28 protein-coding genes are annotated in these 24998 nt (G+C 72.1%); 21 read left to right on the top strand and 7 right to left on the bottom strand.

Annotated elements, in window-relative coordinates; genetic code table 11:
* Window positions 1–117 precede the first annotated feature (117 nt).
* From ACZ601_RS09125 to ACZ601_RS09115, 3 genes are all read right to left on the bottom strand, one after another.
* Complete coding sequence (locus ACZ601_RS09125; RefSeq protein WP_469534899.1) at window positions 118–984, bottom strand: methyltransferase domain-containing protein; 867 nt, start codon at window positions 982–984, stop codon at window positions 118–120.
* Between the two features lie 121 nt (window positions 985–1105).
* Window positions 1106–1594: a GNAT family N-acetyltransferase gene (locus ACZ601_RS09120; RefSeq protein WP_469534897.1), complete on the bottom strand. Its 489-nt coding sequence runs from the start codon at window positions 1592–1594 to the stop codon at window positions 1106–1108.
* Between the two features lie 80 nt (window positions 1595–1674).
* Window positions 1675–2679: an SEC-C metal-binding domain-containing protein gene (locus ACZ601_RS09115; RefSeq protein WP_440577584.1), complete on the bottom strand. Its 1005-nt coding sequence runs from the start codon at window positions 2677–2679 to the stop codon at window positions 1675–1677.
* Window positions 2680–2757: 78 nt separating this feature from the next.
* Here ACZ601_RS09115 and ACZ601_RS09110 point away from each other — a divergent pair, with 78 nt between their 5' ends.
* Entirely contained in the window at window positions 2758–3549 is a 792-nt protein-coding gene (locus ACZ601_RS09110) for a class E sortase (RefSeq protein WP_469534895.1), read from the top strand.
* 118 nt (window positions 3550–3667) lie between these two features.
* On the opposite strand, the gene ACZ601_RS09105 is transcribed toward ACZ601_RS09110, so the two are convergent.
* The gene (locus ACZ601_RS09105; protein WP_469534893.1) at window positions 3668–3853 is read right to left on the bottom strand and encodes a hypothetical protein; all 186 of its coding nucleotides are present in this window, start codon (window positions 3851–3853) and stop codon (window positions 3668–3670) included.
* A gap of 120 nt (window positions 3854–3973) precedes the next feature.
* Here ACZ601_RS09105 and ACZ601_RS09100 point away from each other — a divergent pair, with 120 nt between their 5' ends.
* From ACZ601_RS09100 to ACZ601_RS09055, 10 genes are all read left to right on the top strand, one after another.
* Window positions 3974–4534, top strand: coding sequence for an RNA polymerase sigma factor (locus tag ACZ601_RS09100; RefSeq protein ID WP_469534892.1), 561 nt, complete (start codon window positions 3974–3976; stop codon window positions 4532–4534).
* Complete coding sequence (locus tag ACZ601_RS09095) at window positions 4531–5493, top strand: zf-HC2 domain-containing protein (RefSeq protein WP_469534890.1); 963 nt, start codon at window positions 4531–4533, stop codon at window positions 5491–5493. Before ACZ601_RS09100 ends, ACZ601_RS09095 begins: the two co-directional genes overlap by 4 nt.
* A gap of 85 nt (window positions 5494–5578) precedes the next feature.
* On the top strand, window positions 5579–6457 hold the full coding sequence (locus ACZ601_RS09090) for an ABC transporter ATP-binding protein (protein ID WP_440577581.1): 879 nt from the start codon (window positions 5579–5581) through the stop codon (window positions 6455–6457).
* Window positions 6454–8082, top strand: a complete 1629-nt coding sequence (locus ACZ601_RS09085) for a hypothetical protein (RefSeq protein WP_469534888.1) — start codon at window positions 6454–6456, stop codon at window positions 8080–8082. The genes ACZ601_RS09090 and ACZ601_RS09085 overlap by 4 nt, the downstream gene beginning before the upstream one ends.
* Window positions 8076–8780, top strand: a complete 705-nt coding sequence (locus tag ACZ601_RS09080) for an ABC transporter (protein WP_469534886.1) — start codon at window positions 8076–8078, stop codon at window positions 8778–8780. Before ACZ601_RS09085 ends, ACZ601_RS09080 begins: the two co-directional genes overlap by 7 nt.
* Before the next feature lie 106 nt (window positions 8781–8886).
* The gene (locus ACZ601_RS09075; protein ID WP_078617706.1) at window positions 8887–9045 is read left to right on the top strand and encodes a DUF3311 domain-containing protein; all 159 of its coding nucleotides are present in this window, start codon (window positions 8887–8889) and stop codon (window positions 9043–9045) included.
* A complete protein-coding gene (locus tag ACZ601_RS09070) occupies window positions 9042–10562 on the top strand; it encodes a sodium:solute symporter family protein (RefSeq protein WP_469534885.1) in 1521 nt (506 codons plus the stop codon). The genes ACZ601_RS09075 and ACZ601_RS09070 overlap by 4 nt, the downstream gene beginning before the upstream one ends.
* A gap of 62 nt (window positions 10563–10624) precedes the next feature.
* The gene (locus tag ACZ601_RS09065) at window positions 10625–10960 is read left to right on the top strand and encodes a DUF6412 domain-containing protein (RefSeq protein ID WP_073738273.1); all 336 of its coding nucleotides are present in this window, start codon (window positions 10625–10627) and stop codon (window positions 10958–10960) included.
* Between the two features lie 152 nt (window positions 10961–11112).
* Window positions 11113–11883, top strand: coding sequence for a YidC/Oxa1 family membrane protein insertase (locus ACZ601_RS09060; protein WP_469534882.1), 771 nt, complete (start codon window positions 11113–11115; stop codon window positions 11881–11883).
* Window positions 11884–12019: 136 nt separating this feature from the next.
* On the top strand, window positions 12020–12880 hold the full coding sequence (locus ACZ601_RS09055; RefSeq protein WP_469534879.1) for a fumarylacetoacetate hydrolase family protein: 861 nt from the start codon (window positions 12020–12022) through the stop codon (window positions 12878–12880).
* Window positions 12881–13124: 244 nt separating this feature from the next.
* On the opposite strand, the gene ACZ601_RS09050 is transcribed toward ACZ601_RS09055, so the two are convergent.
* A complete protein-coding gene (locus tag ACZ601_RS09050; protein ID WP_440579543.1) occupies window positions 13125–13604 on the bottom strand; it encodes a heme-degrading domain-containing protein in 480 nt (159 codons plus the stop codon).
* Entirely contained in the window at window positions 13601–14758 is a 1158-nt protein-coding gene (locus ACZ601_RS09045) for a Gfo/Idh/MocA family oxidoreductase (protein WP_469534877.1), read from the bottom strand. The genes ACZ601_RS09050 and ACZ601_RS09045 overlap by 4 nt, the downstream gene beginning before the upstream one ends.
* A gap of 56 nt (window positions 14759–14814) precedes the next feature.
* Here ACZ601_RS09045 and ACZ601_RS09040 point away from each other — a divergent pair, with 56 nt between their 5' ends.
* The 3 genes from ACZ601_RS09040 to ACZ601_RS09030 all read left to right on the top strand — a co-directional run bounded on the left by ACZ601_RS09040 (window position 14815) and on the right by ACZ601_RS09030 (window position 18508).
* Window positions 14815–15981: an ROK family transcriptional regulator gene (locus ACZ601_RS09040; RefSeq protein WP_469534875.1), complete on the top strand. Its 1167-nt coding sequence runs from the start codon at window positions 14815–14817 to the stop codon at window positions 15979–15981.
* Between the two features lie 304 nt (window positions 15982–16285).
* Window positions 16286–17524, top strand: a complete 1239-nt coding sequence (locus ACZ601_RS09035) for a hypothetical protein (RefSeq protein WP_469534872.1) — start codon at window positions 16286–16288, stop codon at window positions 17522–17524.
* Between the two features lie 219 nt (window positions 17525–17743).
* The gene (locus ACZ601_RS09030; protein ID WP_469534871.1) at window positions 17744–18508 is read left to right on the top strand and encodes a GntR family transcriptional regulator; all 765 of its coding nucleotides are present in this window, start codon (window positions 17744–17746) and stop codon (window positions 18506–18508) included.
* Window positions 18509–18613: 105 nt separating this feature from the next.
* Here ACZ601_RS09030 and ACZ601_RS09025 read toward each other — a convergent pair whose 3' ends face one another.
* Window positions 18614–19195, bottom strand: a complete 582-nt coding sequence (locus ACZ601_RS09025) for a TetR/AcrR family transcriptional regulator (protein WP_440575386.1) — start codon at window positions 19193–19195, stop codon at window positions 18614–18616.
* Between the two features lie 178 nt (window positions 19196–19373).
* On the opposite strand from ACZ601_RS09025, the gene ACZ601_RS09020 reads away from it, so the two are divergent.
* The 7 genes from ACZ601_RS09020 to ACZ601_RS08990 all read left to right on the top strand — a co-directional run bounded on the left by ACZ601_RS09020 (window position 19374) and on the right by ACZ601_RS08990 (window position 24978).
* Window positions 19374–19724 carry an antibiotic biosynthesis monooxygenase family protein gene (locus ACZ601_RS09020; protein ID WP_469534867.1) on the top strand — a complete coding sequence of 117 codons (351 nt, stop codon included), beginning with the start codon at window positions 19374–19376 and terminating at the stop codon, window positions 19722–19724.
* A 60-nt stretch (window positions 19725–19784) separates the two neighbouring features.
* Window positions 19785–20213, top strand: a complete 429-nt coding sequence (locus ACZ601_RS09015; protein ID WP_469534864.1) for a DUF4267 domain-containing protein — start codon at window positions 19785–19787, stop codon at window positions 20211–20213.
* A 151-nt stretch (window positions 20214–20364) separates the two neighbouring features.
* Window positions 20365–21489: a TIGR03364 family FAD-dependent oxidoreductase gene (locus tag ACZ601_RS09010; RefSeq protein ID WP_469534862.1), complete on the top strand. Its 1125-nt coding sequence runs from the start codon at window positions 20365–20367 to the stop codon at window positions 21487–21489.
* Window positions 21490–21560: 71 nt separating this feature from the next.
* Window positions 21561–22235 carry a phosphonatase-like hydrolase gene (locus ACZ601_RS09005; RefSeq protein ID WP_469535294.1) on the top strand — a complete coding sequence of 225 codons (675 nt, stop codon included), beginning with the start codon at window positions 21561–21563 and terminating at the stop codon, window positions 22233–22235.
* Window positions 22232–23317, top strand: a complete 1086-nt coding sequence (locus tag ACZ601_RS09000) for an ABC transporter ATP-binding protein (RefSeq protein ID WP_440575381.1) — start codon at window positions 22232–22234, stop codon at window positions 23315–23317. Before ACZ601_RS09005 ends, ACZ601_RS09000 begins: the two co-directional genes overlap by 4 nt.
* Window positions 23310–24194 carry a 2-aminoethylphosphonate ABC transporter permease subunit gene (locus ACZ601_RS08995; protein WP_469534859.1) on the top strand — a complete coding sequence of 295 codons (885 nt, stop codon included), beginning with the start codon at window positions 23310–23312 and terminating at the stop codon, window positions 24192–24194. The genes ACZ601_RS09000 and ACZ601_RS08995 overlap by 8 nt, the downstream gene beginning before the upstream one ends.
* On the top strand, window positions 24181–24978 hold the full coding sequence (locus tag ACZ601_RS08990) for an ABC transporter permease (RefSeq protein WP_440575379.1): 798 nt from the start codon (window positions 24181–24183) through the stop codon (window positions 24976–24978). The genes ACZ601_RS08995 and ACZ601_RS08990 overlap by 14 nt, the downstream gene beginning before the upstream one ends.
* The last annotated feature ends 20 nt before the right edge of the window (window positions 24979–24998 follow it).

Genomic DNA, 24998 nt, shown 5'->3' with positions numbered 1-24998 from the left:
AAGGGTCCTCCCGCACACAGAGCTGAGACCTGCGTGGGGGAGGTGCGGCCCTGGAGACGAATATTCTGGATGTGATGATATTGCAAAGATAGAAGGTGAAGCGCGCGGATTCGTCGTTCAGCGTTGGTCCCGGGCGAGACCGGCACCCGTGCCCGCCGGGTTCACCGCGACCGCCTTGAAGAACGTGTAGTGGAAGGTTCCGTCGGTCAGGGCGGTGCGGTGCAGGTCTGTGATGCCCTGGTCCCAGTCGGCCTCCGGCATGAGGTTGGCGGCCAGGGCCTCGTCCCGGACCGCTTCGACCATGGCGATGAACGTGTTGCGGGTGAAGCCGTCGACCAGGGTGGGGCGGGTCTGGTCGGCGTAGACCGTGCGGGGGCGGACCACGATGTCGTCGTATCCGGCGCGGGCCAGCAGTGGATGTAGCCGCCGGCCGATCAGCGCGTCTCCGCCGGCGGCCGACTGGAGTTGGACCTGGCAGTCGATCACTGCTCGGGCCAGGGCGCTGGTGGGGTGGAAGAGTGCGGAGCCGTGGTCCCCTTCGACCACGGTGATGGTGCCCTCGGGCCGCAGTACGCGACGCAGTACGGCCAGGGCCCGGCCGGGGTCCGGGAGGTGTTCCAGGACGAAGCAGACGAAGACGTGGTCGAACTCCGCGGGGGCGAAGGGGAGGTCGAACAGGTCGGCGTGGTGCCACTCCACGTCCGCCCCCGGTGCGTGGTCCGCGACCCGGGCGCGGGCCTGGGAGAGGGATTCGGCGGAGTGGTCCACCGCGGTGATCCGGGCCTCCGGGGCGGCCTGGGCCAGGTGGACCGTCTGGGCGCCGACTCCGCAGCCGATCTCCAGCACCCGGCTGCCGGGAGGGTAGGCCGTGCCCGCGTGCAGGAGTGCCGCCAGGGTGTCCGCCTGGTCGCCGAGCCGGGTCGCCTCGCGGTCGGAGTACCCGTGGACGTAGTCGGCCGTCGTCATCGCCTCAGGTGATGCCATTGCCCCATTCTTACGGCAACCCGGTGGCCGTTTCGGTCCGTTGGACAGGTTCGACCGGGACTCGTCGAGCTGCGTCCATGCGCGTCAACTCGCTTGCGCTGCCTACTGGTTCGTGGTGCAGCTACGTCGGCAGTGCCCGTACGTACGCCAGGCCCCGCTTTCCGCTCAGCAGCACCTCCTCGCCCGTGGGGACGAAGCCCGTCCGGGTCAGGACCGCGCGGGAGGGGGCGTTGGCGACGGCGGCCGAGGCGCGGAGCGTGGTCAGTTCGTACGTGGTCGTGCACAGGGTGAAGAGGTCGCGGACCGCCGACGTGGCCAGGCCGCGGCCCGTCGCCCGCTCGGCCAGGCGGAAGCCCAGGTCCGCGGCGCCGTCCGCCACGTCCATCAGGTTGAAGCGGCCCAGCACCTCGCCGTCCTTTGCCATCAGGAGGTGGAAGTGGTCGGTGCCGGCCGCCTGCGCGGCCAGCAGCGCCTCGTGGCGGGCGGCGAAGTCGGCGAAGTAGTCGTCGCCGCGGTCCGAGATCGAGACGGCGAAGAAGGCGCGGTTCTCCCGCTCGAACGTGAGGAGGGCCGGGGCGTGGTCGGCGCGCAGCCGCTGGAGTTCAGGCATGGCGGGACCGTACCCAGTCGGTGCGCGCCCCGGCATCCGGATATCGACGCGATCGTGCTGCTGCCCCCGGGGCCCGCCCCCTACAGCGCGCCCCCATGGCAGTCGCGGTACGACCGCCCCGTGCCGCACCAGCAGGCCGCGCTCCTCGCCGGGGGCCACGGGACCGCACGGCCCCGGGCCGCCAGGGTGGTGGCGTACTGGGGGAGCAGGTCCGGGTCCGCCGGGGAGGCGGCCTCCGAGGCGGCGAACGCCTCGTACGACGGGACCGTACCCGTCACGATGCCGAGGTTCGGGGTGCCCGTCGCATGGAGGTCGCGCAGGGCCGACTCCAGGCGGGCCAGGTGGTCCGGGTGGGAGGCGTACTCGCTGCCGAGGCTCGGGTACGCGGTGAGGAGCTCGTCCAGTTCGGCCTGTGGCCAGTGCAGCACCGCCACCGGGAAGGGGCGGGAGAGCGCGGTGCGGTAGGTGCCGAGCTCGGCGCGCAGGCGGGTGATCTCGGCGCGCAGCTCGCCCGGGTCGGAGGAGCCCAGGGCCCACAGGCGCTTCGGGTCGTGCAGCTCGTCCAGCGGGACGGCCGCCGTGTGCAGGGTGTCGGCCAGCTCGTCCCAGGCGTCGTGCCGGACGCCCATCAGCCGGCGGACCCGGTGCCGGCCGGTCAGCAGCGACTGAGTGGCGTACGGGACCTCCTCGCCCGGCGCGATGAGCAGGGTGAGGGCCGTGGAGAAGTAGTCGTGGGCCGACTCCAGCTCGTCGTGGGCCTCCAGGGTCTCCGCCGCGATCTCCCAGGGAGCCGCCTCCAGCGGGCCCGCCGCGCGGATGCCGTCGATGATCGCGCGGGCCTCGGCCTCGTGGCCGTACTCCCACAGGTTGGCGGCGTTGAGCGCCTTGACCAGGTGCGGGTGCTCGGTGCCGGGAGCGCTGAGCAGTTCGTCGTAGAGCGTCGTGGCGCGGGCGCGCTCGCCGGCCAGCTCCAGATGGGCGGCGGCCTGGAGCAGCAGCGGCTCGTGGTCCTCCGGGTACCGTGCCGCGGTGCGCAGCAGGCGCTCGGCTTCGGTGATGTGGTCGGCAGGCGTGTCGGGGCGCATGAACCACACCGTACTGCGGTGGAGCCGCGGGGCGGAGAGTTGTTCGGGCTCTGGAGAGTTAAGGGGCTTGGCCCTATCGTGCGGGCCGTGGTCAAGCGGATACCGGTGGTGGTGCAGCGGAACTCGCGGGGGCGGCGGGTCGCTGTGCGCGGGCTGTGGACGAGTGCCGAGGTGGTGGTGACCCTCGGCGTTGTCCTGCTGCTGCTCGTCGCCCATCAGCTGTGGTGGACCAACCGGCAGGCCCGCGCGGGCGCCGCGGACACCGTGCATGCCCTCCAGCGGGACTGGGCGCAGGACCCGGCGCCCGCACCGTCGGCGACTCCGGAGCGGCCCGCGGACGACAGTCCCGCCGTGTCGACGGGGGAGGGGGAAGCCGAGGCGGGCAGCACGGCCCCGGCCGCCGCTCCCGCGCCCCGCCGGTCCCAGGCCTACGCCGTCATCCGGATCCCGCGCATCGGGCTCACCGCCCCCGTCGCCCAGGGCATCAGCAGGAGCGCCGTCCTCGACAAGGGGTACGTCGGCCACTACCCGGGCACCGCGCAGCCCGGCGCCTCCGGGAACTTCGCGCTCGCCGCCCACCGCAACACCCACGGCGAACCGTTCCGCTACATCAACCGGCTGCGCCGGGGCGACCGCGTCACCGTGGAGACCCGGGACGCCGTCTACACCTACACCGTCGACAAGACCCTCCCGCAGACCGGTGCGGGGGACGGCGGGGTGGTGGCCGCCGTCCCCCGCAGCAACGTGAAGCCGTACGTCGGGTACCGGGCGGCCGGGTCCTATGTGACGTTGACGACGTGCACGCCCGAGTTCACCTCCCGCTACCGGCTGGTGGTGTGGGGGAAGCTGACGGGCGTGCGGGGGCGCTGACACCGACGCCGGTGGGGTAGCCGAGGATCTTGCTCCTCGGCTACCCCACATCTCGTTGCGGACATGCCAATGGACGTCGAAGGGGGCACGGGTGCGCCCTTTGGGGGTGGTGGCCCGCTCACTCCCCCGCGGGGGAGCCGGTGTGGTTCGACCAGTTGAACCGGATCCGCACGCTGGAGGAGCAGATGTTGGTCGCTCGCGTGGTGTGGGTGGCCCAGCTGCTGGTGCTCTTGAACGAGACGAGTGAGGGGCGTTTGCGTCGATAGGCGAATTGGGCGACATGGGCGCACAAATGAAAGATCACCTTCCGTATATCCCGATCGTGGCCGAGAAGTGCCGGCCCGAGTGCGGTTAAGGAACTCGCAGTAAATATTCGGCCTGTGAGTGAACCGTTGAAGGGTGTGGTGACGATCCAAGGGGTGTGGTGAGTGAGAGGGAACGGGCCGACGAGCACGCGCTTCTGCTGCGTGCCGTGGCGGACGGCGACCGGGCGGCGTTCGAGTCGCTCTACCGTCACTACGCGCCCTGGCTGACGGCCAGGCTGCGGTATCGCTGTGCCGACGCGGAGTTGGTGCAGGACGTCGTGCAGGAGACGTTCGTCAGCGTCTGGCGAGGAGCGTCCCGCTTCCGGCATCACGAGGACGCGGACGTGGCCGGCTGGCTGTGGAGGATCTGCAGCCGCCGACTGGCGGACGCCGGGCGGGGGAGCGGATCACGGCAGCGGCTTCAGGCCCTGCTCGCGCGCATGGGCATGCGGGGCGGTCGGGCACCGTCGGCCGAGGAAGTGGTGCTCGACGGTGTCGCACACGGTGACCTCGGCGCGGCGATCGGCCGGCTGCCGACCGAGCTGCGGGAGGTTCTCGCCGTCACGGTGCTCGAAGGCCTGACAACAAGGGAGGCGTCGGCGGTGTTGCAGATCCCGGAGGGAACGGTCAAGACACGGGCCAGCCGGGCGCGTAGGCGGCTGCGGGAGGAACTGGCATGAGTGCTTCGTATCCGACGAACCCTCCTCCGTATCCACCCCCCTCTCCGCGCCCGACCCCCGGAGCAGGACCGGACACGCCGGACACGCCAGACACGCCGGAGACGCAGGTCGGGCCCGAGGGTGTCCACCTCGAACCGGGCCTTGTCGCGTCATATGTCCAGGGAACGCTGCCGGTGGAGCGGCGTGCCCCCGTCGAACGGCACCTCGACCGCTGCGCGGGCTGCCGGGTGGCGATTGGCGCGGCGACACCGCCCGACACCACGGAAGCCGGCTGGCAGCGCCTCTCGTTCGCCGTGGACGTCCCCTCTCAGAGCCTCGCGGAACGCGTCATCGTGCGTCTCGGGGTTCCCGAGCACCTGGCGCGGCTGGCGATGGCGACGCCGGTCCTGCGTCGGTCCTGGATCGGTGCGTCGTTGGTGACGCTGCTCTTCACCGTGGCCGCGGCGCGGCTCTCTCCCAGTGCCTCCGCGGTCCTCCTCCTCATGGTGGCGCCGCTGATCCCGGCAGCCGGCGTGGCGGTGTCGTACGGTCCCGCCTTCGACCCGATGTACGAGCTGGGTCTTGTCATGCCTACCCAGGCCCTGCGGCTGGTCCTGTTCCGCAGTACCACCGTGCTGCTCGCGAGCACTGCCGTCAGCGCCCTGGTCACCCTCGCGCTGCCGGAGCAGGGAGCGGCCGTCTTCGGCTGGCTGGCCCCGTCACTCGCGGTGACCTCGCTGACGCTCGCGCTGTCCGCCTTCTTCGACCCACTCGTCGCCGCCCGAGCGACGGGCATCGGGTGGTTCGTGGTGTCGGTCCTGGCCGCGGAGGACGGCGTCAGGCATTCCGCACTCCTGACCGTTCCGGGGCAGACCGTGATCGCATTCCTGGCCCTGGCCTGTGCCGTGTTCATCGCCGCTCAGCGGCACCGGTTCGAGCACGCCGTGCGAGGGCGGCGGCCGGACCGGCCGGCCCTGTGAGCCGGGCCACCTCGCGGTGTTCCACCCGACAGCCCCGACAGCCCCTTTTTCGATCACCTACGAAGCAGGACGAAGCAGGAGACAGATGTCTGAGCAGCCAAGCCCGGTGGACGTCCGTGACGTCTCGGTGAGTTACCGGGGCCGGCCGGCCCTCGACCGCGCGTCGTTCCGGTTGCGTCCGGGCGTGACGGGTCTCCTGGGACCGAACGGAGCGGGCAAGACGACGCTTCTGCGGGTACTGGCCACCGCCATCCCCGCCGACCGGGGAGAGCTGTCCGTCCTCGGTGAGGACCCGGCGACGGCGGCGGGAAAGCTCGCGGCCCGCCGGCGTCTCGGCTATCTGCCGCAGGACCCGGGATTCCACCCCCAGTTCACGGCACTGGACTTCGTCGACTACGTCGCGATCCTCAAGGAGGTGACGGACACCAGGGCCAGGCGCGGCGAAGTACTCAGGGTTCTGGAAGCGGTCGGGCTCTCGGACCAGCGCGGCAAACGCATCAAGGCACTGTCCGGTGGCATGCGCCAGCGAGTCGCGCTGGCCGCCGCGCTCATCGGTGACCCCGAGCTGCTCATCCTCGACGAGCCCACGGTCGGCCTGGATCCGGAGCAGCGCCTGAGGTTCCGGGAGGTCATCGCTGATCTCGGCGAGGGCCGGACGGTCCTGCTCTCGACCCACCAGACGGAAGACGTCTCCGCCCTCTGCCAGCGGGTGATCGTGCTCGACAAGGGCGTGGTGAAGTTCGAGGGAGCGCCCTCGGACCTGATCGCGGTCGCCGCCGGCCGGGTCTGGCTGAGCAGCGAGAAGGACACCAGCGCTCTCGCCGGCTGGCGGACGGGCGAGGGCACCTTCCGGAACATCGGCAGCCCGCCCCCGGGGGCGGAACCGATCCCGCCCGCCCTGGAGGACGGATACCTTCTGCTGCTCGACGGCACGCTCATGACGGATCAGGGAGTCCGGCGATGACCTTCTCGACCACCACGGACGACGACACCCGCCGGACGGGCACGTCGTCGCCCGCCGCGGGACGGGCAGCGCGTGGCCGGCCGGCTGTTCTGGTACTGGCCGGGACCGAGTGCAGGCTTCTGCTGCGGCACCCGGCGTTCCTGGCGGCCGTTGCGCTCTATGCGGCGTTCTGGATCTACGACCTGGTCCCGGGGGACGCCGCCCACGCCTACCCCGTGCTCCAGGACGAGTCCTGGTCCGTCCACCTTCCGCTCCTGTTGCCGGCCGCCGGGGTGCTGTTGGCCGCCAACCAGGGGGCCCTGCGCTCGCACCGCAACCTGACCGAGCCGATGTACGACGTGCTGGTCGTCGGCCGGCCCCGGCGGGTCTGTGCGCACCTGTTGTCGCTGCTGCCTGCCGCGTTGCTCGCGCTCCTGCTCACAGCGGGTCGGATCGGCTACCTGGCAGCGCGTTCCGGCGCGGTGGGCGAGATGCGCCCCTGGGACCTCATGGCCGGCCCTGTCTGCGTACTCCTGGCAGGCGTGGTCGGCGTGATGCTGTCGACGCTGGCCACATCGGCGGCCGTTGCCCCGATGGCACTGGTCGGGCTCGGCATGCTGACCTTCGCGGGAGCGGTCAACACGAGTGCCACCTGGCGATGGTTCGGACTTCTGGCCTTCGAGAACGAGAACGCCGCACCGCTCCCGGCAGCCCTGGTGCATCGTCCCTCCATCGCCCATCTGGCCTGGTTGGCGGCGCTCGTGGTGCTGCTCGGCGCGACCGCCGTGTTGCGGGCCGGTGGACGCGGAACGGTGCTCAGGGCGGCGACCGCTCTGGCACTGGTGGCAGCACTCGTCGCCGCGTTCACCCAGACCCGCGGGCTCTCCGCCGCGGACACGGACCAGGTGGGCGCGTACACCGACCATCCGGCCGCGCACCAACGGTGCACGACGGAGAAGGGCCTCACCATCTGCGCGTTTCCCGAGTTCGCCCCGTGGACGTCGCAGTGGGCGAAGGTCGCCAGGGGCGTCCTCGCGTACGCGCCCGGCGAGGTGGCCGGTGCGCCGTACACGATCCGGCAGAGGATCTTCCCGCCGGGAGGCGCGAGCAGCAACGGAAAGCCCCCGCCGCTGACGGCATGGGCCGACGACGACGCGCGGGCCGGCACCCCGAAGGCGGTGACGGTCGGCACGGACTGGAGCGACGGCGCGGCCGGGGGCGACCGCAGGAGCGACGCCGTCGTCGAGTTCTCGACGGGATTCGCCTACCGCACCGTGACCGGCGACATCCCCAGGCAGCCGCGGCTGACCATGGTGTGCGGCGCACGGGCCACGCTGGTGCTGTGGCTGGCCGGCAGGGCCACCCCCGGCAGCCAGGAGGCGCTGCGCTCCACCCGGGACCGCACCTTCGGCGGCGGGATCAGCCTGCCCCTGCTCAACTCGGGTGCGGGGATCTCCTTCGAGCCCCGCGCCGCCGACTTCGCCTTCGACCTCATCGATCACCCGTCCAAGGACAACGCGACGGTGATCAAGAAGAACTGGGCCGAACTGACGGCACCGGCCACCACGGTCGACCGAGCCGCCCATCTGCTCGGCGTCAAGGCTCCGCCGCCGATCCCCGCTTCGGGACAGGTGGCGGGATGCTGAGTCCAGCCGTGCCGCCGGACGCCCGCGTACTCACCGGCCCGGGACGAGCCCGGCACCTCACCGTCCTGTTCCGGTCGTCGCTCCGCGCCATGCCGAAGACCCCGCTCGCGCTCGGGGGACTCGTCGGACTGCTGACCACGGCCGCACCCGCCCTCCTCCATGCCGGCCTGGGACTCCCCGATGCGGCCATGCTGAGCAGAGTGGCCGCCGTGGCCGTGGCCCTGGGGGCCGGATTCGTCCTCGACGATCCCGCCGCCAGGACCACCGCGGTCGTACCGGTGAGCCGCATGACGCAGCGGGCCGTACGGGCGGTTCCCGCCCTCGTCCTGGCGATGGCCATGTGGGTCGTGGCAGCGGCGGCGGCCCGCACGACCCTGCCGCAGGACACCCGCCCCCTCTTTCCCTGGGGCGGACTGGCGGCCGAGGCCGCGGCGCTCGTGGCGATCTCGCTGGCGCTTGCCGCGGTGGGGCTGCGGTTCACCGAAGGCGAGCGGGGCTCGCTGGTCGCCGCACCGGGAATCCTGCTGCTGGTGATCACCGTGGCGCTGCTACCGGATGGGGCGGCGCTGTTCCTGCCACCCGGGCACACCTCCTGGGCGGCCGTGCACCGGGTCTGGGCGGGCCTCCTGCCCGCCGCACTGGCCGGGGGCGCACTCCTGGCCGGTGGTGCGGACTCGGCACGGCGGACCAGAAGGTGACCGGGCCCCTCGTACTGTGTGCTGCGCGACAGGGAGTCCACTGCCTGTCGCGCAGCACGCCGTAAGCTTCTCCGACGTGCTGAGACGACGTCCGCAGTTGCTGTGGTTGCTGGTTCCCTACGTGCTCTACCTGGGGGCGCTGCCGTTCGTGAACCGGGTCCGTCCCGTCGTTCTCGGGCTGCCGTTCCTCTTCTTCTGGCTGCTGGGGGCGACCGTGCTGACCCCCGTCGCCGTCTGGCTGACCCGGCGGGGGGACCGCCGGTGAACGCCGCCGTCGCGACCTCCGTCTTCGGGGTCTTCATGGTCGCCACGGTGGCCCTCGGACTGTTCGCCGTGCGCGGGCGGCGCGGGGCGAAGGGCGGTGGGCTCGCCGAGTGGTCGGTGGGCGGGCGCAGCCTCGGGACCGTCTTCATCTGGGTGCTCATGGCCGGTGAGGGCTACACCAGCTTCAGCTACCTCGGCGCCGCCGGCTGGGGCTACAACTACGGGGCGCCCGTTCTGTATGTGGTCGCGTACATGTCCTGCGGCTACGCCGTCGGCTACGTCGTCGGGCCGATGCTCTGGGCGTACGCGCGCAAGCACGGACTCGTCGGGATCACCGACATGGTGGCCCACCGCTTCGGGCGGCCCTGGCTCGGGGCGCTCACCGCCGTCCTCGCGACCGTCTTCCTGCTCCCGTACATCCAGCTCCAGATCACCGGCATGGGCGTGGTCGTCTCGACGATCTCCTACGGCGCCATCAGCCTGAACTGGGCCTACTTCATCGCCTTCGCCGTCACCACCGGCTTCGTCGTCGTCAGCGGGCTGCGCGGCAGCGCGTGGGTGTCCGTGCTGAAGGACGTCATGGTGATCGCCACGCTCGGCTTCCTCGCCGTCTACGTACCGATGCACTACTTCGACGGTTACGGGCCCTTCCTCGACCGGCTCGTCACCGAGAAGAGCGAGTGGCTGACCTTCCCCGGGCACGGGAACAGCGGGATGGGGCAGGCCTGGTTCATCACCACCTCGTTCCTCAACTCGCTGACCGTCGTGATCTTCCCGACGACCGTCGCTGGTTACCTCGGCGCCAGGAACGCCGACGTGCTGCGGCGCAACGCCATGTGGCTGCCCGCCTACAACGTGCTGCTGTTCGTGCCGATGCTGCTCGGCATGGCGGCCCTGTTCGTCGTCCCGGGGCTGGTCGGGGCCGAATCCAACCTGGCCCTCTTCAAGCTGGTCGTGGACTCGCTGCCGGCCTGGTCGGTCGGGGTCATCGGGGTCGCGGCCGCACTCTCCTCGATCGTGCCGATGGCCGTCTTCATGCTGGTCATCGGCACGATGTGGGGACGCAGCGTGCTCTCCCTCGTACCGCGCTGGAAGCAGCGGCAGAAGGGTGCGGCCCAGTTCGTCGTCGTCATCGCGGGGAGCCTGGCCCTGCTGCTCACGTACACCGCGCCCAACACCCTCGTACGGCTGTCGCTGATCTCGTACGAGGGGATGGCGCAGCTGCTCCCCATGGTGTTGCTGGGGCTGATGTGGCGGCGGCTGACGCTGCTCGGGGCGATGAGCGGGCTGGTCGTGGGGGTGGGTGTGGTGTGCGGGTTCGTCTTCACGGAGAACGATCCGGTGTGGGGCGTGAACGCCGGAATCATCGCGCTCGGCGCGAATCTGGCCGTCGCGCTGGCGGTCACGTACGCGGGTCCGCGCGAGCGCGACGAACGGCCGGACGAGGAAGTGCTGGCGCGCGACGAGATGGAGGAACGCGTATCGGGCATGGGGGCTGGCGAGGGCCATCGTGTATAACGGTTAAAGGTTGAAGTGCCGCATTACGCTGCGGCCGCAGGAGCGCGAGAGGGGGAGGACCCATGGACGCAACGGCCATGAACCGCTTGCGCGGTGGCCTCGCCCGGCTGCTCCGCCCCGCCGGGCTGCTGCTCTTCTTCCTCACCGAGGTCCTGCTCGCGGAGGGCGGCAGCCTCTCCGCCGCCGTCGCGCTCGCCGCCACCGCGGCCGCCGGTACTGCACTCGTCGCCTGCTCGGTCATCAGCGCCCGCTGCGCCGTGCCGGTGCCCCGCACCCGGGTCCGTACCGCCATGCGCGACCGGGAGAAACGCACCGCGTTCCTCCCGCAACGAGACCCCGACGCCAAGGGGCGCCGACGCCCCCGAGCCCCCGGCCGTGTCCTCCTGACGGCCGCGTAGGGCTCCCGCTTCCCCTCCCTCCTTCGTCCAGGTGCGTACGCCGTGTGCGTACGCGCGGGCGCCCCGCGCGGATCGTCATGCCGAAGCTGATCCACAGCTGATCTAAAGCTGATCCACTTCCCGGCACGACGAGACCCCCGGAGGGCTCATCCATGTCCGCCTTCATGTCCGCGTTCGCCAGCCTGGTCGGCGCCTTCGCCGATCTGCTGCACCCCTTCTTCCAGACCGCCTCCACCGCAGCCGCGATCGTGCTGTTCACCGCGCTCGTACGGCTCGCCGTGCACCCCCTGTCGCGGGCCGCCGCGCGCGGGCAGCGGGCGCAGCGCCGGCTCCAGCCGCAGATCGCGGAACTCCGCAAGAAGCACAAGAAGAACCCCGAGCGGATGCAGAAGGCGATCATGGAGCTGCACAAGGAGGAGAAGGTCTCGCCGCTCTCCGGCTGCCTGCCCAGCCTGCTCCAGATGCCGGCCTTCTTCCTGCTCTACCACCTCTTCTCCAGCCAGAAGATCGGCGGCGACGCCAACCAGCTCCTCGGCCACCAGCTCTTCGGCGCCCCGCTGGGCGAGCGCTGGCACGACGCGCTCGCGGACGGCGGGGTGTTCGGCGCCCACGGGCTCGTGTACCTGGGACTGTTCGTGATCGTCGCCGCCGTCGCCACGTTCAACTACGGCCGGACGAAGCGGCAGATGGCGGCCAACCCCACCACCCCGGCCACCGGGCCCGACGGACAGCCGGTTCCGGGCATGGGCGCCATGACGAAGGTGATGCCGCTGATGTCCTTCTTCACCCTCTTCACCGTCGCCTTCGTGCCGCTGGCCGCCGCGCTGTACGTCGTCACCAGCACCACCTGGACCGCGATCGAGCGGGCCTACCTGTACCGCGACATGCCGGCCGCCGGTGCCGCCATGGCCACCGCGGCGTAGTCGCGGACGCGAGTGCGCCGGTCCAGTGTGTGAACAGGGTCTTGCGGAGTGATCGGATGTCTTGGAGGATCGGACAAGCCTGCGATGGCCGCAACCCATCCGACGGGCCCGATCTCGACCAAGGGGAGACAGACCGTTGAAGCTGCTTCGTGTGGGTACGGCAGGCGCGGAACGACCGGCGCTGCTGGATGAGGACGGCACCCTGCGTGACCTGTCAGGAGTCGTCACCGACATCGACAGCGCGCTGCTCGCGGACGAGGACGCGCTGGCCAGGGTCCGGGCGGCCGCGGCCGCGCCCGGCGAGCTGCCGGTGCTCGACGCCGAGGGGCTGCGGGTGGGTCCGCCGCTCGCCCGGATCGGCAAGATCGTGTGCATCGGGCTGAACTACCACGACCACGCCACGGAGACCGGTGCGCAGATACCGGCCGAGCCGATCCTGTTCTTCAAGGCGCCGGACACCGTCGTCGGTCCCGAGGACACGGTGCTGGTGCCGCGCGGCAGCGTGAAGACCGACTGGGAGGTCGAGCTCGCGGTCGTCATCGGCCGCACCGCCCGCTACCTGGACTCCGCCGAGGAGGGCCTCGCCCACGTCGCCGGGTACGCGGTCGCGCACGACGTCTCCGAGCGCGAGTTCCAGATCGAGCGCGGCGGCACCTGGGACAAGGGCAAGAACTGCGAGACGTTCAACCCGCTGGGCCCGTGGCTCGTGACGGCCGACGAGGTGGCGGACCCGCAGGCGCTGCCGCTGAAACTCTGGGTCAACGGCGAGCTGAAGCAGGACGGCACGACGGCCGAGCAGATCTTCCCGGTCGGTGAGGTCGTGCGCTACCTCAGCCACTTCATGACGCTGTACCCGGGCGACGTGATCAACACCGGGACGCCGGCCGGGGTGGCCATGGGGCAGCCGGAGCCCAAGCCGTATCTCCGGGCGGGGGATGTCGTGGAGCTGGAGATCGCGGGGCTGGGGCGGCAGCGGCAGGAGTTGAAGGGGGCGTAGGGGACGGTAGGGGGTTCGGGCTCGGCTTCCGGGCCCGGGTGCGGCCGGGGGCCGCTTTGTCCTCAAGCGCCGGACGGGCTGGAAAGACGTCCTCAATCGCCGGACGGGCTTGATTTTGCCGGGCTCGGCTTGATTGTGCGGGATGGTTGCCCGGTGGTGCGGGATGGTTGATTTTGCCGGGCTCGGCTTGTTAAAGGTCGGAGGGGTGGGGGCTGCCAGCGGTAGCCCCCACCCCTCCGGACGGTTAGCCGCTGATCGTTGTCGCGAACTGTTCCAGGGCCTCGACCACCAGTGCGTGGTCCTCCGCCTGGGGCAGGCCGGAGACCGTGACCGAGCCGATGACGCCCGCGCCCTCGACCGAGATCGGGAACGAGCCGCCGTGCGCGGCGTACGTGGCCGGGTTCAGCCGCGAGGCGTCGTCGAACGTCGTCCCTTTGGCCCGGAACCGGGTTCCGACCAGGTAGGAGCTCTCTCCGTAGCGCTCGACGACCCTGCGCTTGCGGTCGATCCAGGCGTCGTTGTCCGCGCTCGAACCCGGCAGGGCCGCGTGGAACAGCTGCTGCGCCCCGCGCCGGATGTCGATCGCGACCGGTGCGTGCCGCTCCCGGGCCAGGGCGACGAGCAGTCCGCCGAGCGCGTACGCGTCGTCGTAGCCGAAATGCGGCAGCGTCAGCCTGCGCTCCTGCGCGATCAGCTCGGAGATGGTCGGAGCGGTGGGGTTCATGCGGGCTGCTCCTCTGTGACGGGGTCGGAGGCGGGGGAGGGGGTCGTGGGCAGGGTGACCGTGACGCCCTCGCGGGCCGAGCGGCGGGCGGCCTCCAGGACGTCCAGCGCCGCGGCGGCCTGGAGCGCGGTCACCGGATTCTCGCCCTTTCCGCGCAGCGCGTCGGTGACCGCCGCGTAGTACGCGGGGTAGTCGCCCGGCAGCGTACGGACCGGGGCGCCGCCGCCCGTGAGCGGGGACTCGCCGGAGCCGAGCCGGCCCCACAGCTCTTCGGCCTCCTCGCCCCACGGCTCGTCCGCCGACGGGCGGGCGCCCTCGCGCAGGGCCGCCTCCTGGGGGTCGAGGCCGTACTTCACATAGCCGGCGGTGGAACCGAGCACCCGGAAACGCGGGCCGAGCTGCGCCGTCATCGCGCTGACGTACAGGTGCGAGCGGACCCCGTTCGCATGGGTGATCGCCACGAACGTGTCGTCGTCGGCCGCCGCACCCGGGCGGCGCACGTCCGACTCCGCGTACACCCGCACCGCCGGGCCGAACAGGGCCAGCGCCTGGTCGACGACGTGGCTGCCCAGGTCGAAGAGCAGCCCGCCGATCTCCTGCGGGTCGCCCGACTCGCGCCAGCCGCCCCTCGGCTGCGGCCGCCACCGCTCGAAGCGGGACTCGAAGCGCTGCACCTCGCCCAGCGCGCCGTCCGCGAGCAGTGAGCGCAGAGTGAGGAAGTCGTTGTCCCAGCGGCGGTTCTGGAAGACCGAGAGCAGCACCCCGTGTTCCTCGGCCAGGGCCGCCAGCTCCCGCGCCTGGGCGGCAGAGCCGGCGACCGGCTTGTCCACGACCACCGGCAGACCGGCCCTGATCGCGGCGGCGGCGATCGGGACGTGCGTCTTGTTCGGCGACGCGATCACGATCAGGTCGAGCTCGTCCGCCCGCTGCCAGAGCTCGTCCGGCGAGGCGGCGAACCGTACGCCGGGGAATTCGGCGCGGGCCTGCTCCCGCCGTTCCTCGTTGGACGTGACGACCGTGTCCAGGGCGAGGCCGTCGGTCGCGGCGATCAGCGGGGCGTGGAAGACGGAACCCGCCAGGCCGTAGCCGACGAGTCCGACGCGCAGGGGGGTCCCGGACGTGCCGGAGGTCTCGTGAGTCGCGTGGGCAGTCATGCGTTCCACTTTGGCAACGCTGTTGCCAAAGTGCAAGCGGCAGCGACAATGGGTCTGTGAACAGGAGTAATAGCGGCGCCAATCTGCCGACGCTGCGCGGCCACAACGCGGCGCTCGTGCTGGACCTGCTGCGGGTCGCGGGCGAGCGCGGGATCAGCCGGCTCGAACTGGCCGAGCGGACGGGGCTCACCCCGCAGGCCGTCAGCAAGATCACCGCACGGCTGCGGGCCGAGGGGCTGGCCACGGAGGCGGGTCACCGCGCCTCCACGGGCGGCAAGCCCCGGACCGTGCTGCGGCTGGTGCCGGACGCCGGCCACGCGGTGGGTCTGCACCTGGACCGCGACGGGCTGACCGTGGTGCTCGTCGACCTCGCGGGCACCGTGGTCACGAGCCGTACGGCTCCGCTGGACTTCGGCGCCCCGGCCGATGAGGTGGTTGCGGCGGCCGCCGGGGCGGTGGCGGAGGTACGCGGGGACGGCGTTCGGCCGGTAGGCGGGGGCGGCGTTCGGCCGGTGCGCGGGGACGGCGCCAGGCCGGTGCTCGGCGTGGGCGCGGCGGTGCCGGGGCCGCTCGACCACCGGGACGGGGTGCTGCACCGCGTCACCGGATTCCCGCAGTGGGACGGCTACCGGCTCGGGGACGCGCTCACCGCGCGGACCGGGCTGCCCGTCGTCATCGACAAGGACACCAACGCCGCCGCTCTCGGGCTCGCCCTCCAGGCACCGGGTCCGGCCGACTTCGCCTACCTCCACCTCGGGACCGGGCTCGGCGCGGGGCTGGTCCTCGGCGGGGCGCTGCACCGGGGGGCCCGTACCGGAGCCGGTGAGTTCGGCCATCAGACCGTTCAGCTGGACGGGGTCCGGTGCGGTTGCGGCGGGCGCGGCTGTATCGAGGCGCTCTGCCTGGCGGCGGTGGCCAGAGGCGATGTGGCGGAGGCGGCGCGGGTGCTCGGTACCGGCGCCGCGAATCTGGTCGCGCTGCTCGACATCGACCGGGTGGTGCTGGGCGGACGCACCGTCGCGGCCGACCCCGACGCGTACGTACGAGGCGTGCGCGCGGTGCTCGACGAGCGCGCCCGGCGCGGAGGCGGCGTGGGCGGGGCGACGGTACCGGACGTCACCGCAGGCGGAGGCGACCGGCCGGTGGCAGAGGGGGCCGCGCAACTGGTCCTGGCCCCGCTGTTCGGCCGCGTCGGCGGCAACCACGCGGAGCGGGACGGGTGAGAGAACCCGAGGGGGGCCGGGGAGTCCGAGGGCGGTGGGGAAGTCCGAACGGGGGCGGGGAACCCGAGGGCGGCGGGGGAGTCCGAGGGCGGCGGGGGGAGCCCGAACGGGGCGGAGGGATCCGAACGGGGGTGGAGCCGTCGCGGCTCGGCTGATCGAGGGGTTCCGCGCCGCCGCTCGGGCGGACCCCCGGCATGTCTGCGCGGGAGCGCCCCGGGGCGCGTGGCAGCGTCGCGGGTCCATGCCGGTGAACTCCGGGCCCGGGGCGAGCCGACCGATTCCGCCAGCAGTGAAGGCCGCCCTCATGCCCCCCACACCGCCCCCGCCCGCCACACCCCCGGAGCACCCCGCGCCGCCGCCCCCGTCTGCACCCACCGGGCGGCCCCGGCACGGGCTGGTGCTCGGGCTGGCCGCGGCCAGTGTCGTCCCCGCCGTCGTGCTCGGCGGGGCGGCGAACGCGTCCGCGGCGCCGCAGCGCAATCCGGCCGCGACCCCGGCCACGCCGCTGACCCCGGCCTTGGCGGCGTCGGCCTCTGGGCCGGCTCCGGCGTCTGTTTCTGCCGCTGCCGCTGCCGCTGCCGCTGCTGCGGCCGGCGCACCGGCTGCCGTCACCGCCGTCGCGGAGCAGCAGCCCGCCTGCGGTGATCCGGAGGCGGCCGACTTCCCGATCGACACCCGGATCCACGGCGGCCCGGACACGTACGCGTCCGGCGGCGGCTACGGCACCTGGTTCCTGGACCTGACCAACACCACGTCCCGGGCCTGCCGCTCCATCCACCCGGTCCTGGTCCTCACCGACGAGGACCGCAAGCTGACCTCCGACCAGATCCAGCTGAAGTTCTCCGAGCGCGCCCATCCGGACGTGGAACACCGTGTCACCTGGGAGACGACCGACCGGGACGAGCACATCGGCGTCTTCGGCGGCGCAGGCGACGAGGCCTTCGAGGGCTTCACCGTGCCCGCCGGCCGGACCGTCACCGTCCAGGTCCGGCTCGCGTTCACCTCCGACACCGGCCCCGGCCGGATCACCGCCAACGCCGCGATCGTCCAGCGCAAGCACCCGGCGGGCGGCAGGAGCGAAAGCGGCACGGGCGACACCGGTACGGCGCCCGAGGGCAGCGACGGGGAGTGGGTCGGCGAATCCGAGGACTACGTGTTCACCGTGGTCGAGGACGGCGGCGGGGCGGGCGTGGACAGCGACGGGACCAGCCGGGAGAACGACGGGACCGGCCGGGAGAACGAAGGTACCGGCGAGGTCGGCAAGGGCCACGAGACCGGGGGCACCGGCCGGAAGACCGACGGCACGGCCGAGGAGCCCGGCCGCCTCCCCGACGGCGCCCGGCCCAGCCCGCGCCCCAGCGGCGCCGCCACCGGCACCCCGCGCCCCGTCGCACCCGGCCGGGACCCGGCAGGAGTGCCGGAGCTGGCCAGGACCGGTATCCCCGTGGCGTTGCCCCGGCCCGCCCTCACCGTCTCCGGATTCCTGATCGGCGGCGGAGCGATGGTGGCCTGGTCGCGCCGGACGCGCCGCGCCAGGCGCTGACGTCCGGCCGTTGACGTCCAGCTATTGGCGTCTCGCGGCTGACGTCCGGCGGCTGACGTCCAGCCATTGACGTCTCGCGGCTGACGTCCGGCCGCTGACGTCCCGCGACCGACGCCCGGCCGTTTGACGCGTCCCGCCCGCTGACGATCAGCGCCGACTTCCGGCCGTCGAGTGCCGGAGCGTCCACCGGTGTTCATGTCCGTCTGCCACCATCGGGCCGTGGACTACCCGCACGACCAGGCACCTGGCGCACCGATCCGCTCCGGCATCCCGGAGCACGGCCGTATTCCCAAGTACTACGCCGTGAAGGCCCATGTCTCCGCTCTCATCGAGGAGTTGGGTGAGGGCGGCATGCTCCCGCCGGAGCGCGATCTCGCCCTGCGCTACGCGGTGTCGCGCGAGACCGTGCGGCAGGCACTGCGTGAACTGCTCCTGGAGGGGCGCCTCGCCCGGCAGGGCCGGGGCACGGTGGTCGCCGGCCCCAAGCTGGAGCAGCCGCTCTCCCTCGCCAGCTACACGGAGGGCGTACGCCGGCAGGGCCGCACCCCGGGGCGCCATCTCATCGGACTGGAACGCTTCCCCTGCACCGAGGCGCTCGCCGCCGAGATCGGGGCGGAGCACGGGGAGCCGGTCTGGCACCTGGAGCGGGTGCTGCTCGCCGACGACGACCGGGTCGGCCTGGAGAGTACGTACGTCAGCGTGGCCCGGGTGCCGGACCTGGCCGAGAAGTTCGACCCCGACTCGTCGTTCTACGCCTATCTCCACGACCGGCTCGGGATCTCCTTCGGGGACGCGGACGAGCGCATCGAGACCGTGCTCGCCACCCCGCGCGAGGCGCTGCTCATCGGCACGCCGCCCGCGCTGCCCATGCTGCTGATCCACCGGGTCTCGCGGGACGCGGGCGGGCAGCCGCTGGAGCGGGTGCGGACCCTGTTCCGGGGCGACCGGTTCTCCTTCACCGCCCACCTGAGCGGACGCGGCTGAGCCCGTCCCCCCGGCGGCGGACGCGGCTGAGCCCGTCCCCCGCCGGCCCCAGACCGCGGCGGGCAGGCGGCGTCGTCCACCGCACCGCGCGGGACGGTGTGTCCTTCAGGGAGTGGGTGCGGTGAGATACCGCTGGATCGTGGGTCCGAGCCAGTCCACGATCTCCTCCCGGCCGAGCGCCATGCTCGCCGGGAACCGCAGCACGTAGCGCGTCAGCGCGAGCCCCAGCATGGTCGAGGCGCACAGTGCCGCCCGTGACGGCGCCTGGTCCGGCTCGGGGCCCAGCCGTTGTGCCAGCGGGATCAGCTGTTCGCGCAACACGCTCTGCATGCGTTCGGCGGCGGCCGGGTCGGTGGCGCCGACCCGCATCAGCGCGGTGAGCTCCCCGTTCTCCTCCCACAGGGTGAGGAAGTGGCGCACCAGGGTGCGGCCGATCGTCTCGCCCGGATCGACGGGCAGGTCCGGCAGCCCGGGGTCGATCGCGACGGCTTCCGCGAACAGGCCCGCCTTGTTGCCGTAGTAGCGCATCACCATCGATGGGTCGATCTTCGCGTCGCGCGCGATGGCCCGGATGGTCGCCTTCTCGTAGCCGTCCGCCGCGAACCGCTGGCGAGCCGAGGCGAGGATCGCGGCGCGGGTGGCGTCGGAACGCCGTGCGGCCTGCTGGTTCTCCGTGGTGCCGGTCATGCCGACCAACATATGCCAACGCGTGTTGACAGTACAGAAGTGCGACTCTATGTTTGCCAACAAGCGTTTGCCAACAAGCGTTGACCCGCAACGTGAGCCGATGGGTGCCGGTGATCCGGCGATCGTTGAACCGGCTGCGGTGCCGCGGGGCAACCGACAGCGAGAGGAAGTACCGAAGATGACCGAGCTGCGGAGCCTGGACCCGAGTACGCCGTTGTTCGCGCAGTTCAAGGAGGCGACCGGGCCCATCGTCCTGGTCAACACTTTCGTCGTCCCGGAGGACGGCACCGAGGCGTTCCTGGACCGCTTCCGGCGGCAGGCGGAGTTCATGCGGGCTCAGCCGGGATTCGTGTCCCTGCGGATGCACAAGGGGACGGCGGGCAGCCGGCTGCTGATGAACATCGCGGTCTGGGAGTCGACCGAGGCGCTCGCCGGGGCGTTCGGCGATCCGGAGTTCCAGCGCATGGCGGCCGAGTTCCCCGACGGCGTCGTGTCGTACCCGCACATCTTCGAGCGGATCGACGTATGAGCCGTACGGCCTACGGCTTACGGCTTGCCTGGTTCACTCTGACTCGCAGGGAGACGAACGATGTCGCTGAAGAAGATCAACACCGTCCTGGCCGCTGCCTTCATCCTCTTCATCCTCTGGTTCGGGACGGAGTTCGTCCTGAGCCCGGAGACGGCGGTGCAGGGCTTCGGCCTGCCGGGCCGGCTGTCCGGTGACGGCGCCGGCTTCCTGGTCGTCAAGGGGGTCCGGGACATCGTCCTGGCTCTGGTCCTGGGCGTCCTGCTGGTGACGGGACACCGCCGGGCGCTGGGCTGGGCGCTGCTGGTGGAGGCCTTCGCCGCGTACGGCGACATGGCCAACGTGCTGGCCCATCACGGCTCCGTGGCCATCGCGTTCGGCGTCCACTGCCTGACCGCGACGCTGATGGTGGTCAACGGCCTCATGGTGATGCGCGAGACCCGGGAGACCGTCGTCGCGCCGGCGGCCTCCCGGATCCCGCGGGCCGCCTGACCCCCTCGGTCCAAGTGGCCCGTAACCGGACTCGCGCGGGCGAGTCCGGTTACGGAAATGTAACGGGTCTAGTCCAAGCTTGGGGCTCAGTTCACCCTCTCGTTGCCGTACCGATCCGTGCGGGTCACCCGTCCCGAGGAGCGTTGCCCTCGTGAGAGTCATCGTCGTAGGAGCCGGCGTGGTGGGAACCATGCACGCCTGGCACGCAGTCAGCCGCGGCCACGAGGTCGTACAGATCGAGCGCGAGAGCGAGGCGCGCGGAGCGTCACTCCGCAATTTCGGACAGATATGGGTCAGCGGCCGGGCCGGCGGCGAGGAGCTGGAGACCGCGCTCCGCGCCCGTGAGCTGTGGGAGTCCATCGGGGAGCGGGTACCGGACCTGGGCTTCCGCGCCTGCGGCTCGCTCACCCCGCTGCGGACCGAACGGGAGACCGCCGTGGCCGAGGCGGCCGTCGCCCGCCCCGACGCGGCGGCCCGCGGCTACCAGCTGCTCACCGCCGCGGCGGCCCGCGCGGTCAACCCGGCGCTGCGCGGCGACTTCCGCGCCGCCCTGTGGTGCGAGCGGGACGCGGCCGTGGAGCCGCGCATCGCCCAGCTCGCCCTGAAGCGGGAGCTGCTGGCCTCCGGCCGGTACACCTACCTCGGGGGCCGCGAGGTGCGCGAGGTGGTCGCCGCCGCGTCCGTCCGCGACGACCACGGCGACGTGCACACCGGCGACGCCGTCGTCCTGGCCACCGGTGCCTGGCTCGGCGGGCTCGTCCGCGAACTGGCCGGTCCCGAACTGCCGGTGCGCCGGGTCCGCCTCCAGATGATGCAGACCGACGCGCTCGGGGAGAAGCTCACCACGTCCGTCGCGGACGCCGACAGCTTCCGCTACTACCCCGCCTACCGGGGCGAGGCGCTCGACGCCCTCAACGCCGGACAGCCCCAGGACGCCACCGCCGCCGAGCACCGGATGCAGCTCCTGATGGTGCAGCGCCGCGACGGCGGACTGACCATCGGTGACACCCACGAGTACGAGCACCCCTTCGCCTTCGACACCGTCGAGGAGCCGTACGAGCACCTCACCGCGGTCGTCGAGTCCTTCCTCGGCCGCCCGCTGCCGCGCATCCGCCACCGCTGGGCCGGGGTCTACGCCCAGTGCACCGATACCGGCCGCGTCGTCCACCGCCAGCAGGTACGGGACGGCGTCTGGCTGGTCACCGGGCCGGGCGGCCGCGGCATGACCTGCTCACCCGCCATCGCGGAAACGACCGCCAACGAACTGGGCTGGTGAAGAAGTTGACCACGACCAACGAGAAGTCGACCACGAACAACGAGAAGTCGACCACCAACAACAACCACAACCTGATCGTCCTCGACATGGCGGGCACCACCGTCGCCGACGGCGGCCTCGTCGAGCGGGCCTTCTCCGCCGCCGCCGAACACCTCGGCGTACGGCCCGGCTCCGAGGACCACGCGGAGAAGCTCGACTACGTCCGCGCCACCATGGGCGAGTCCAAGATCACCGTGTTCCGGCACCTCTTCGGCGAGGAGGCCCTCGCCCAGCAGGCCAACACCGCGTTCGAGAAGGCGTACGGGGACCTGGTCGACGGCGGCCTCATCGCCCCCGTCCCCGGCGCCCCCGAAGCCATCGAGCGGCTCCGGACCGAGGGCCGCACCGTGGTCCTGTCCACCGGATTCGCCCGCACCACCCAGGACGCGATCCTCGCCGCGCTCGGCTGGCAGGACCTCGTCGAGCTGACCCTCTGCCCCGCCGACGCGGGCGGCCGGGGCCGCCCCTACCCGGACATGGTCCTCGCCGCGCTCCTGCGCACCGGGGCGGTGGACGACGTCCGCCGCACCGTCGTCGCGGGGGACACCTCGTACGACATGCTCAGCGGCGTACGCTCCGGGGCCGGGATCGTCGCGGGCGTCCTCACCGGCGCCCACGACAAGGACCGGCTCGTCCGCAGCGGCGCCACCCACGTACTGGGCTCCGTGGCCGGACTGCCCGACCTGATCGCGCGGGCCGAGGCATGACGGGCGGGGCCACGGCCGTCCGCAGCGGCATCAGGTTCGACCGGGTCAGCGTCGCGTACGGCGGGAACACCGTTCTGGACGGCCTCGACCTCACCGTCGAACCCGGCGAGGTCATGGCCCTGCTCGGGCCCTCCGGATCCGGCAAGACGACCGCCCTGCGCGCCGTCGCCGGGTTCGTCCGGCCGGCCTCCGGGCGGGTGTTCATCGGTGACCGCGACGTCACCGCCCTGCCACCGCACAAGCGCGGCATCGGCATGGTCGTCCAGAGCTACGCCCTCTTCCCGCACCTGCGGGTCCAGGACAACGTCGCCTTCGGCCTGAAGGCCCAGAAGGCCGACAGGTCCGGGATCCCGGGCCGGGTCGCGGAGGCGCTCGAACTCGTCGGCATGGCCGGGTACGCCCGCCGCTACCCGCGCGAACTCTCCGGCGGCCAGCAGCAGCGCGTCGCCATCGCCCGCGCCCTCGCCATCCGCCCCGGCGTCCTGCTGCTCGACGAACCGCTCTCCGCGCTCGACGCCCAGCTGCGCTCCGGGATGCTCACCGAACTGGCCCGGCTGCACCGGGAACTGCCCGATGTCTCCATCCTGTACGTCACCCACGACCAGGTCGAGGCGCTCACCCTCGCGGACCGGATCGCCGTCATGGACCGGGCCCGGCTGCGGGACTGCGACACCCCGCAGGAGCTGTACCGGCGCCCGCGCACGGAGTTCACCGCCTCGTTCGTCGGCAACGCCAACCTGCTGCCGGTCACCGTCGCGAAGACCGGCGACACCGTGGACTTCGCCGGGCACGCACTCGCCGTACCCACCGGCGAGGTGGCCGAGGGCGTCACCGCCACGCTCTGCGTCCGGCCGCACCTGGTCGGGCTCGGTGCCGGGCCCAACGCGCTGACCGGCACGATCTCCGAGGTCCAGTGGCGCGGCTCCACCCACCGGCTGTACGTCGACGTCGACGGGCACCGGATCAAGGCGGACGTCCGGGAGCTGCGGGAGACGCCCGTCCTGGGGGACAGGGCGACGCTGCACTTCGCGGCGGCGGACGCGGTGCTGCTGCCCGCGGGTGCGGGGGTGTCCCATGGCTAGCGCCGTGACCGGGGATGTCAGGGCGGCCGCGTCCGACACCGGGTCCGTCCTCAAACGCCGGACGGGCTGGAATCTCTGGGCGCTGCCCCCAGTCGCCGTGCTCGCCGTCGTGTTCCTCTACCCGCTTCTCCTCGTCGTCCGGCAGTCCTTCAGCCCCGACGAGGGCGGTACCTCCTTCGCTCCGTACACCGAGGTCTTCGCCTCCGCCTCCTTCCGCTCGGCGCTCACCACCACCGTGTGGCTCGCGGCCGGTGCGACCGTCGGGTGTCTCGTCCTCGGCTTCGTCCTCGCCATGGTCATCGCCTTCGTACCGTTCCCCGGCGGCAAGGCCGTCGCCCGGTTCGTCGACGTCTTCCTCTCCTTCCCGTCCTTCCTGATCACGCTCGCCCTGCTGTTCATCTACGGCAACTCCGGCATGGCCAACGGCCTCTGGACCGGGGCCACCGGGGCGGCCGACGGGCCCTTCCACTTCCTCACCACGCCATGGGGCGTACTCCTGGCCGAGATCACCTACTTCACCCCGTTCGTGATGCGCCCGCTGCTCGCCGCCTTCTCCCAGCTCGACACCGCGCAACTGGAGGTGGCGTCCTCGCTGGGCGCAGGGCCCGCCCGGATCGTGCGGCAGGTGATCCTGCCCGAGGCGCTCCCGGCGCTCGCGGCGGGCGGCAGCCTCGTCCTGGTGATGTGCCTCAACGAGTTCGGCATCGTGCTGTTCACTGGGGCGAAAGGCGTCACCACCCTGCCGATGCTCGTCTACGGCAAGGCGATCCTGGAATCCGACTACCCGGCCGCCTGCGTCGTGGCCGTCGTCAACATCGCGCTCTCCGTCGGCCTCTACAGCCTGTACCGGGTGGTGAGCCGCCGTGCTGGTGCATAGCCGTACCGGGAAGTGGGCCACCTGGACCGTCTTCCTGCTGCTGTTCGTCCCGCTGTTCGCGGTGCCGCTGCTGGTCGTCCTCGCCGCTTCCTTCGCCACGAACTGGTCCGGCGCGTTCCCCTCGGGGCCGACGCTGAAGCACTACGACGCGGCAACGGCGGGGGACTCGCTCCAGGCGCTCACCACGAGCCTGGTCACCGCCGTCACCGCCAGCCTCCTCGCGCTACTCGTCGGCTCCTGGGCGGCGCTCGCCGCGGCCTCGCTGGGGCGGCGCGGGAAACGGTTCCTGGACGCGCTGTTCATGCTGCCGGTGGCCGTGCCGTCCGTCGTCGTCGGGCTCGCCGTGCTCGTCGCGTTCAGCCGGCCGCCGGTGCTGCTCAACGGGACGCGCTGGATCGTGATCCTCGCGCACACCGTTCTTGTCACGGCGTTCGCCTATGCGTCGGTTTCGGCCGCCACAGTACGTCTCGACCCGATGTACGAACAGGCCGCCGCCAGCCTCGGCGCCCGGCCCTCCTACGTTCTGTGGCGCATCAGACTGCCGCTCCTGCTGCCGTCGCTCACCGCGGCCGCAGGGCTCTGCTTCGCCCTGTCCATGGGCGAGCTGAGCGCCACGATGATGCTCTACCCGCCGGACTGGACGCCCCTTCCGGTGCAGATCTTCGCGGCCACCGACCGGGGCTCGCTCTTCACCGGGGCCGCCGTCGCCGTGGTCCTGATGGTGACGACGCTGCTCGTGCTGTTCGCGGTCTCCCGCATCCGCACCAGGGCCTCGTACCGCTGACCTCCCCCGCTCCGACACGT

It is taken from the genome of Streptomyces sp. NPDC104307 (assembly GCF_055584045.1).
Note: the sequence above shows the minus strand (reverse complement) of the source record. Positions and strands in the feature narration are given on the sequence as shown.

What these genes read in the sequence shown, in the direction of transcription:
- ACZ601_RS09035 (WP_469534872.1), top strand. Translation starts at nt 16,286, where the DNA reads ATGCCCCCCACACCGCCCCCGCCCGCCACACCCCCGGAGCACCCCGCG.
- ACZ601_RS08995 (WP_469534859.1), top strand. Translation starts at nt 23,310, where the DNA reads ATGGCTAGCGCCGTGACCGGGGATGTCAGGGCGGCCGCGTCCGACACC.
- ACZ601_RS09090 (WP_440577581.1), top strand. Translation starts at nt 5,579, where the DNA reads ATGTCTGAGCAGCCAAGCCCGGTGGACGTCCGTGACGTCTCGGTGAGT.
- ACZ601_RS09015 (WP_469534864.1), top strand. Translation starts at nt 19,785, where the DNA reads ATGTCGCTGAAGAAGATCAACACCGTCCTGGCCGCTGCCTTCATCCTC.
- ACZ601_RS09095 (WP_469534890.1), top strand. Translation starts at nt 4,531, where the DNA reads ATGAGTGCTTCGTATCCGACGAACCCTCCTCCGTATCCACCCCCCTCT.
- ACZ601_RS09045 (WP_469534877.1), bottom strand. Translation starts at nt 14,758, where the DNA reads ATGACTGCCCACGCGACTCACGAGACCTCCGGCACGTCCGGGACCCCC.
- ACZ601_RS09020 (WP_469534867.1), top strand. Translation starts at nt 19,374, where the DNA reads ATGACCGAGCTGCGGAGCCTGGACCCGAGTACGCCGTTGTTCGCGCAG.
- ACZ601_RS09000 (WP_440575381.1), top strand. Translation starts at nt 22,232, where the DNA reads ATGACGGGCGGGGCCACGGCCGTCCGCAGCGGCATCAGGTTCGACCGG.
- ACZ601_RS09025 (WP_440575386.1), bottom strand. Translation starts at nt 19,195, where the DNA reads ATGACCGGCACCACGGAGAACCAGCAGGCCGCACGGCGTTCCGACGCC.
- ACZ601_RS09065 (WP_073738273.1), top strand. Translation starts at nt 10,625, where the DNA reads ATGGACGCAACGGCCATGAACCGCTTGCGCGGTGGCCTCGCCCGGCTG.
- ACZ601_RS09120 (WP_469534897.1), bottom strand. Translation starts at nt 1,594, where the DNA reads ATGCCTGAACTCCAGCGGCTGCGCGCCGACCACGCCCCGGCCCTCCTC.
- ACZ601_RS09115 (WP_440577584.1), bottom strand. Translation starts at nt 2,679, where the DNA reads ATGCGCCCCGACACGCCTGCCGACCACATCACCGAAGCCGAGCGCCTG.
- ACZ601_RS09080 (WP_469534886.1), top strand. Translation starts at nt 8,076, where the DNA reads ATGCTGAGTCCAGCCGTGCCGCCGGACGCCCGCGTACTCACCGGCCCG.
- ACZ601_RS09125 (WP_469534899.1), bottom strand. Translation starts at nt 984, where the DNA reads ATGGCATCACCTGAGGCGATGACGACGGCCGACTACGTCCACGGGTAC.
- ACZ601_RS09060 (WP_469534882.1), top strand. Translation starts at nt 11,113, where the DNA reads ATGTCCGCCTTCATGTCCGCGTTCGCCAGCCTGGTCGGCGCCTTCGCC.
- ACZ601_RS09085 (WP_469534888.1), top strand. Translation starts at nt 6,454, where the DNA reads ATGACCTTCTCGACCACCACGGACGACGACACCCGCCGGACGGGCACG.
- ACZ601_RS09050 (WP_440579543.1), bottom strand. Translation starts at nt 13,604, where the DNA reads ATGAACCCCACCGCTCCGACCATCTCCGAGCTGATCGCGCAGGAGCGC.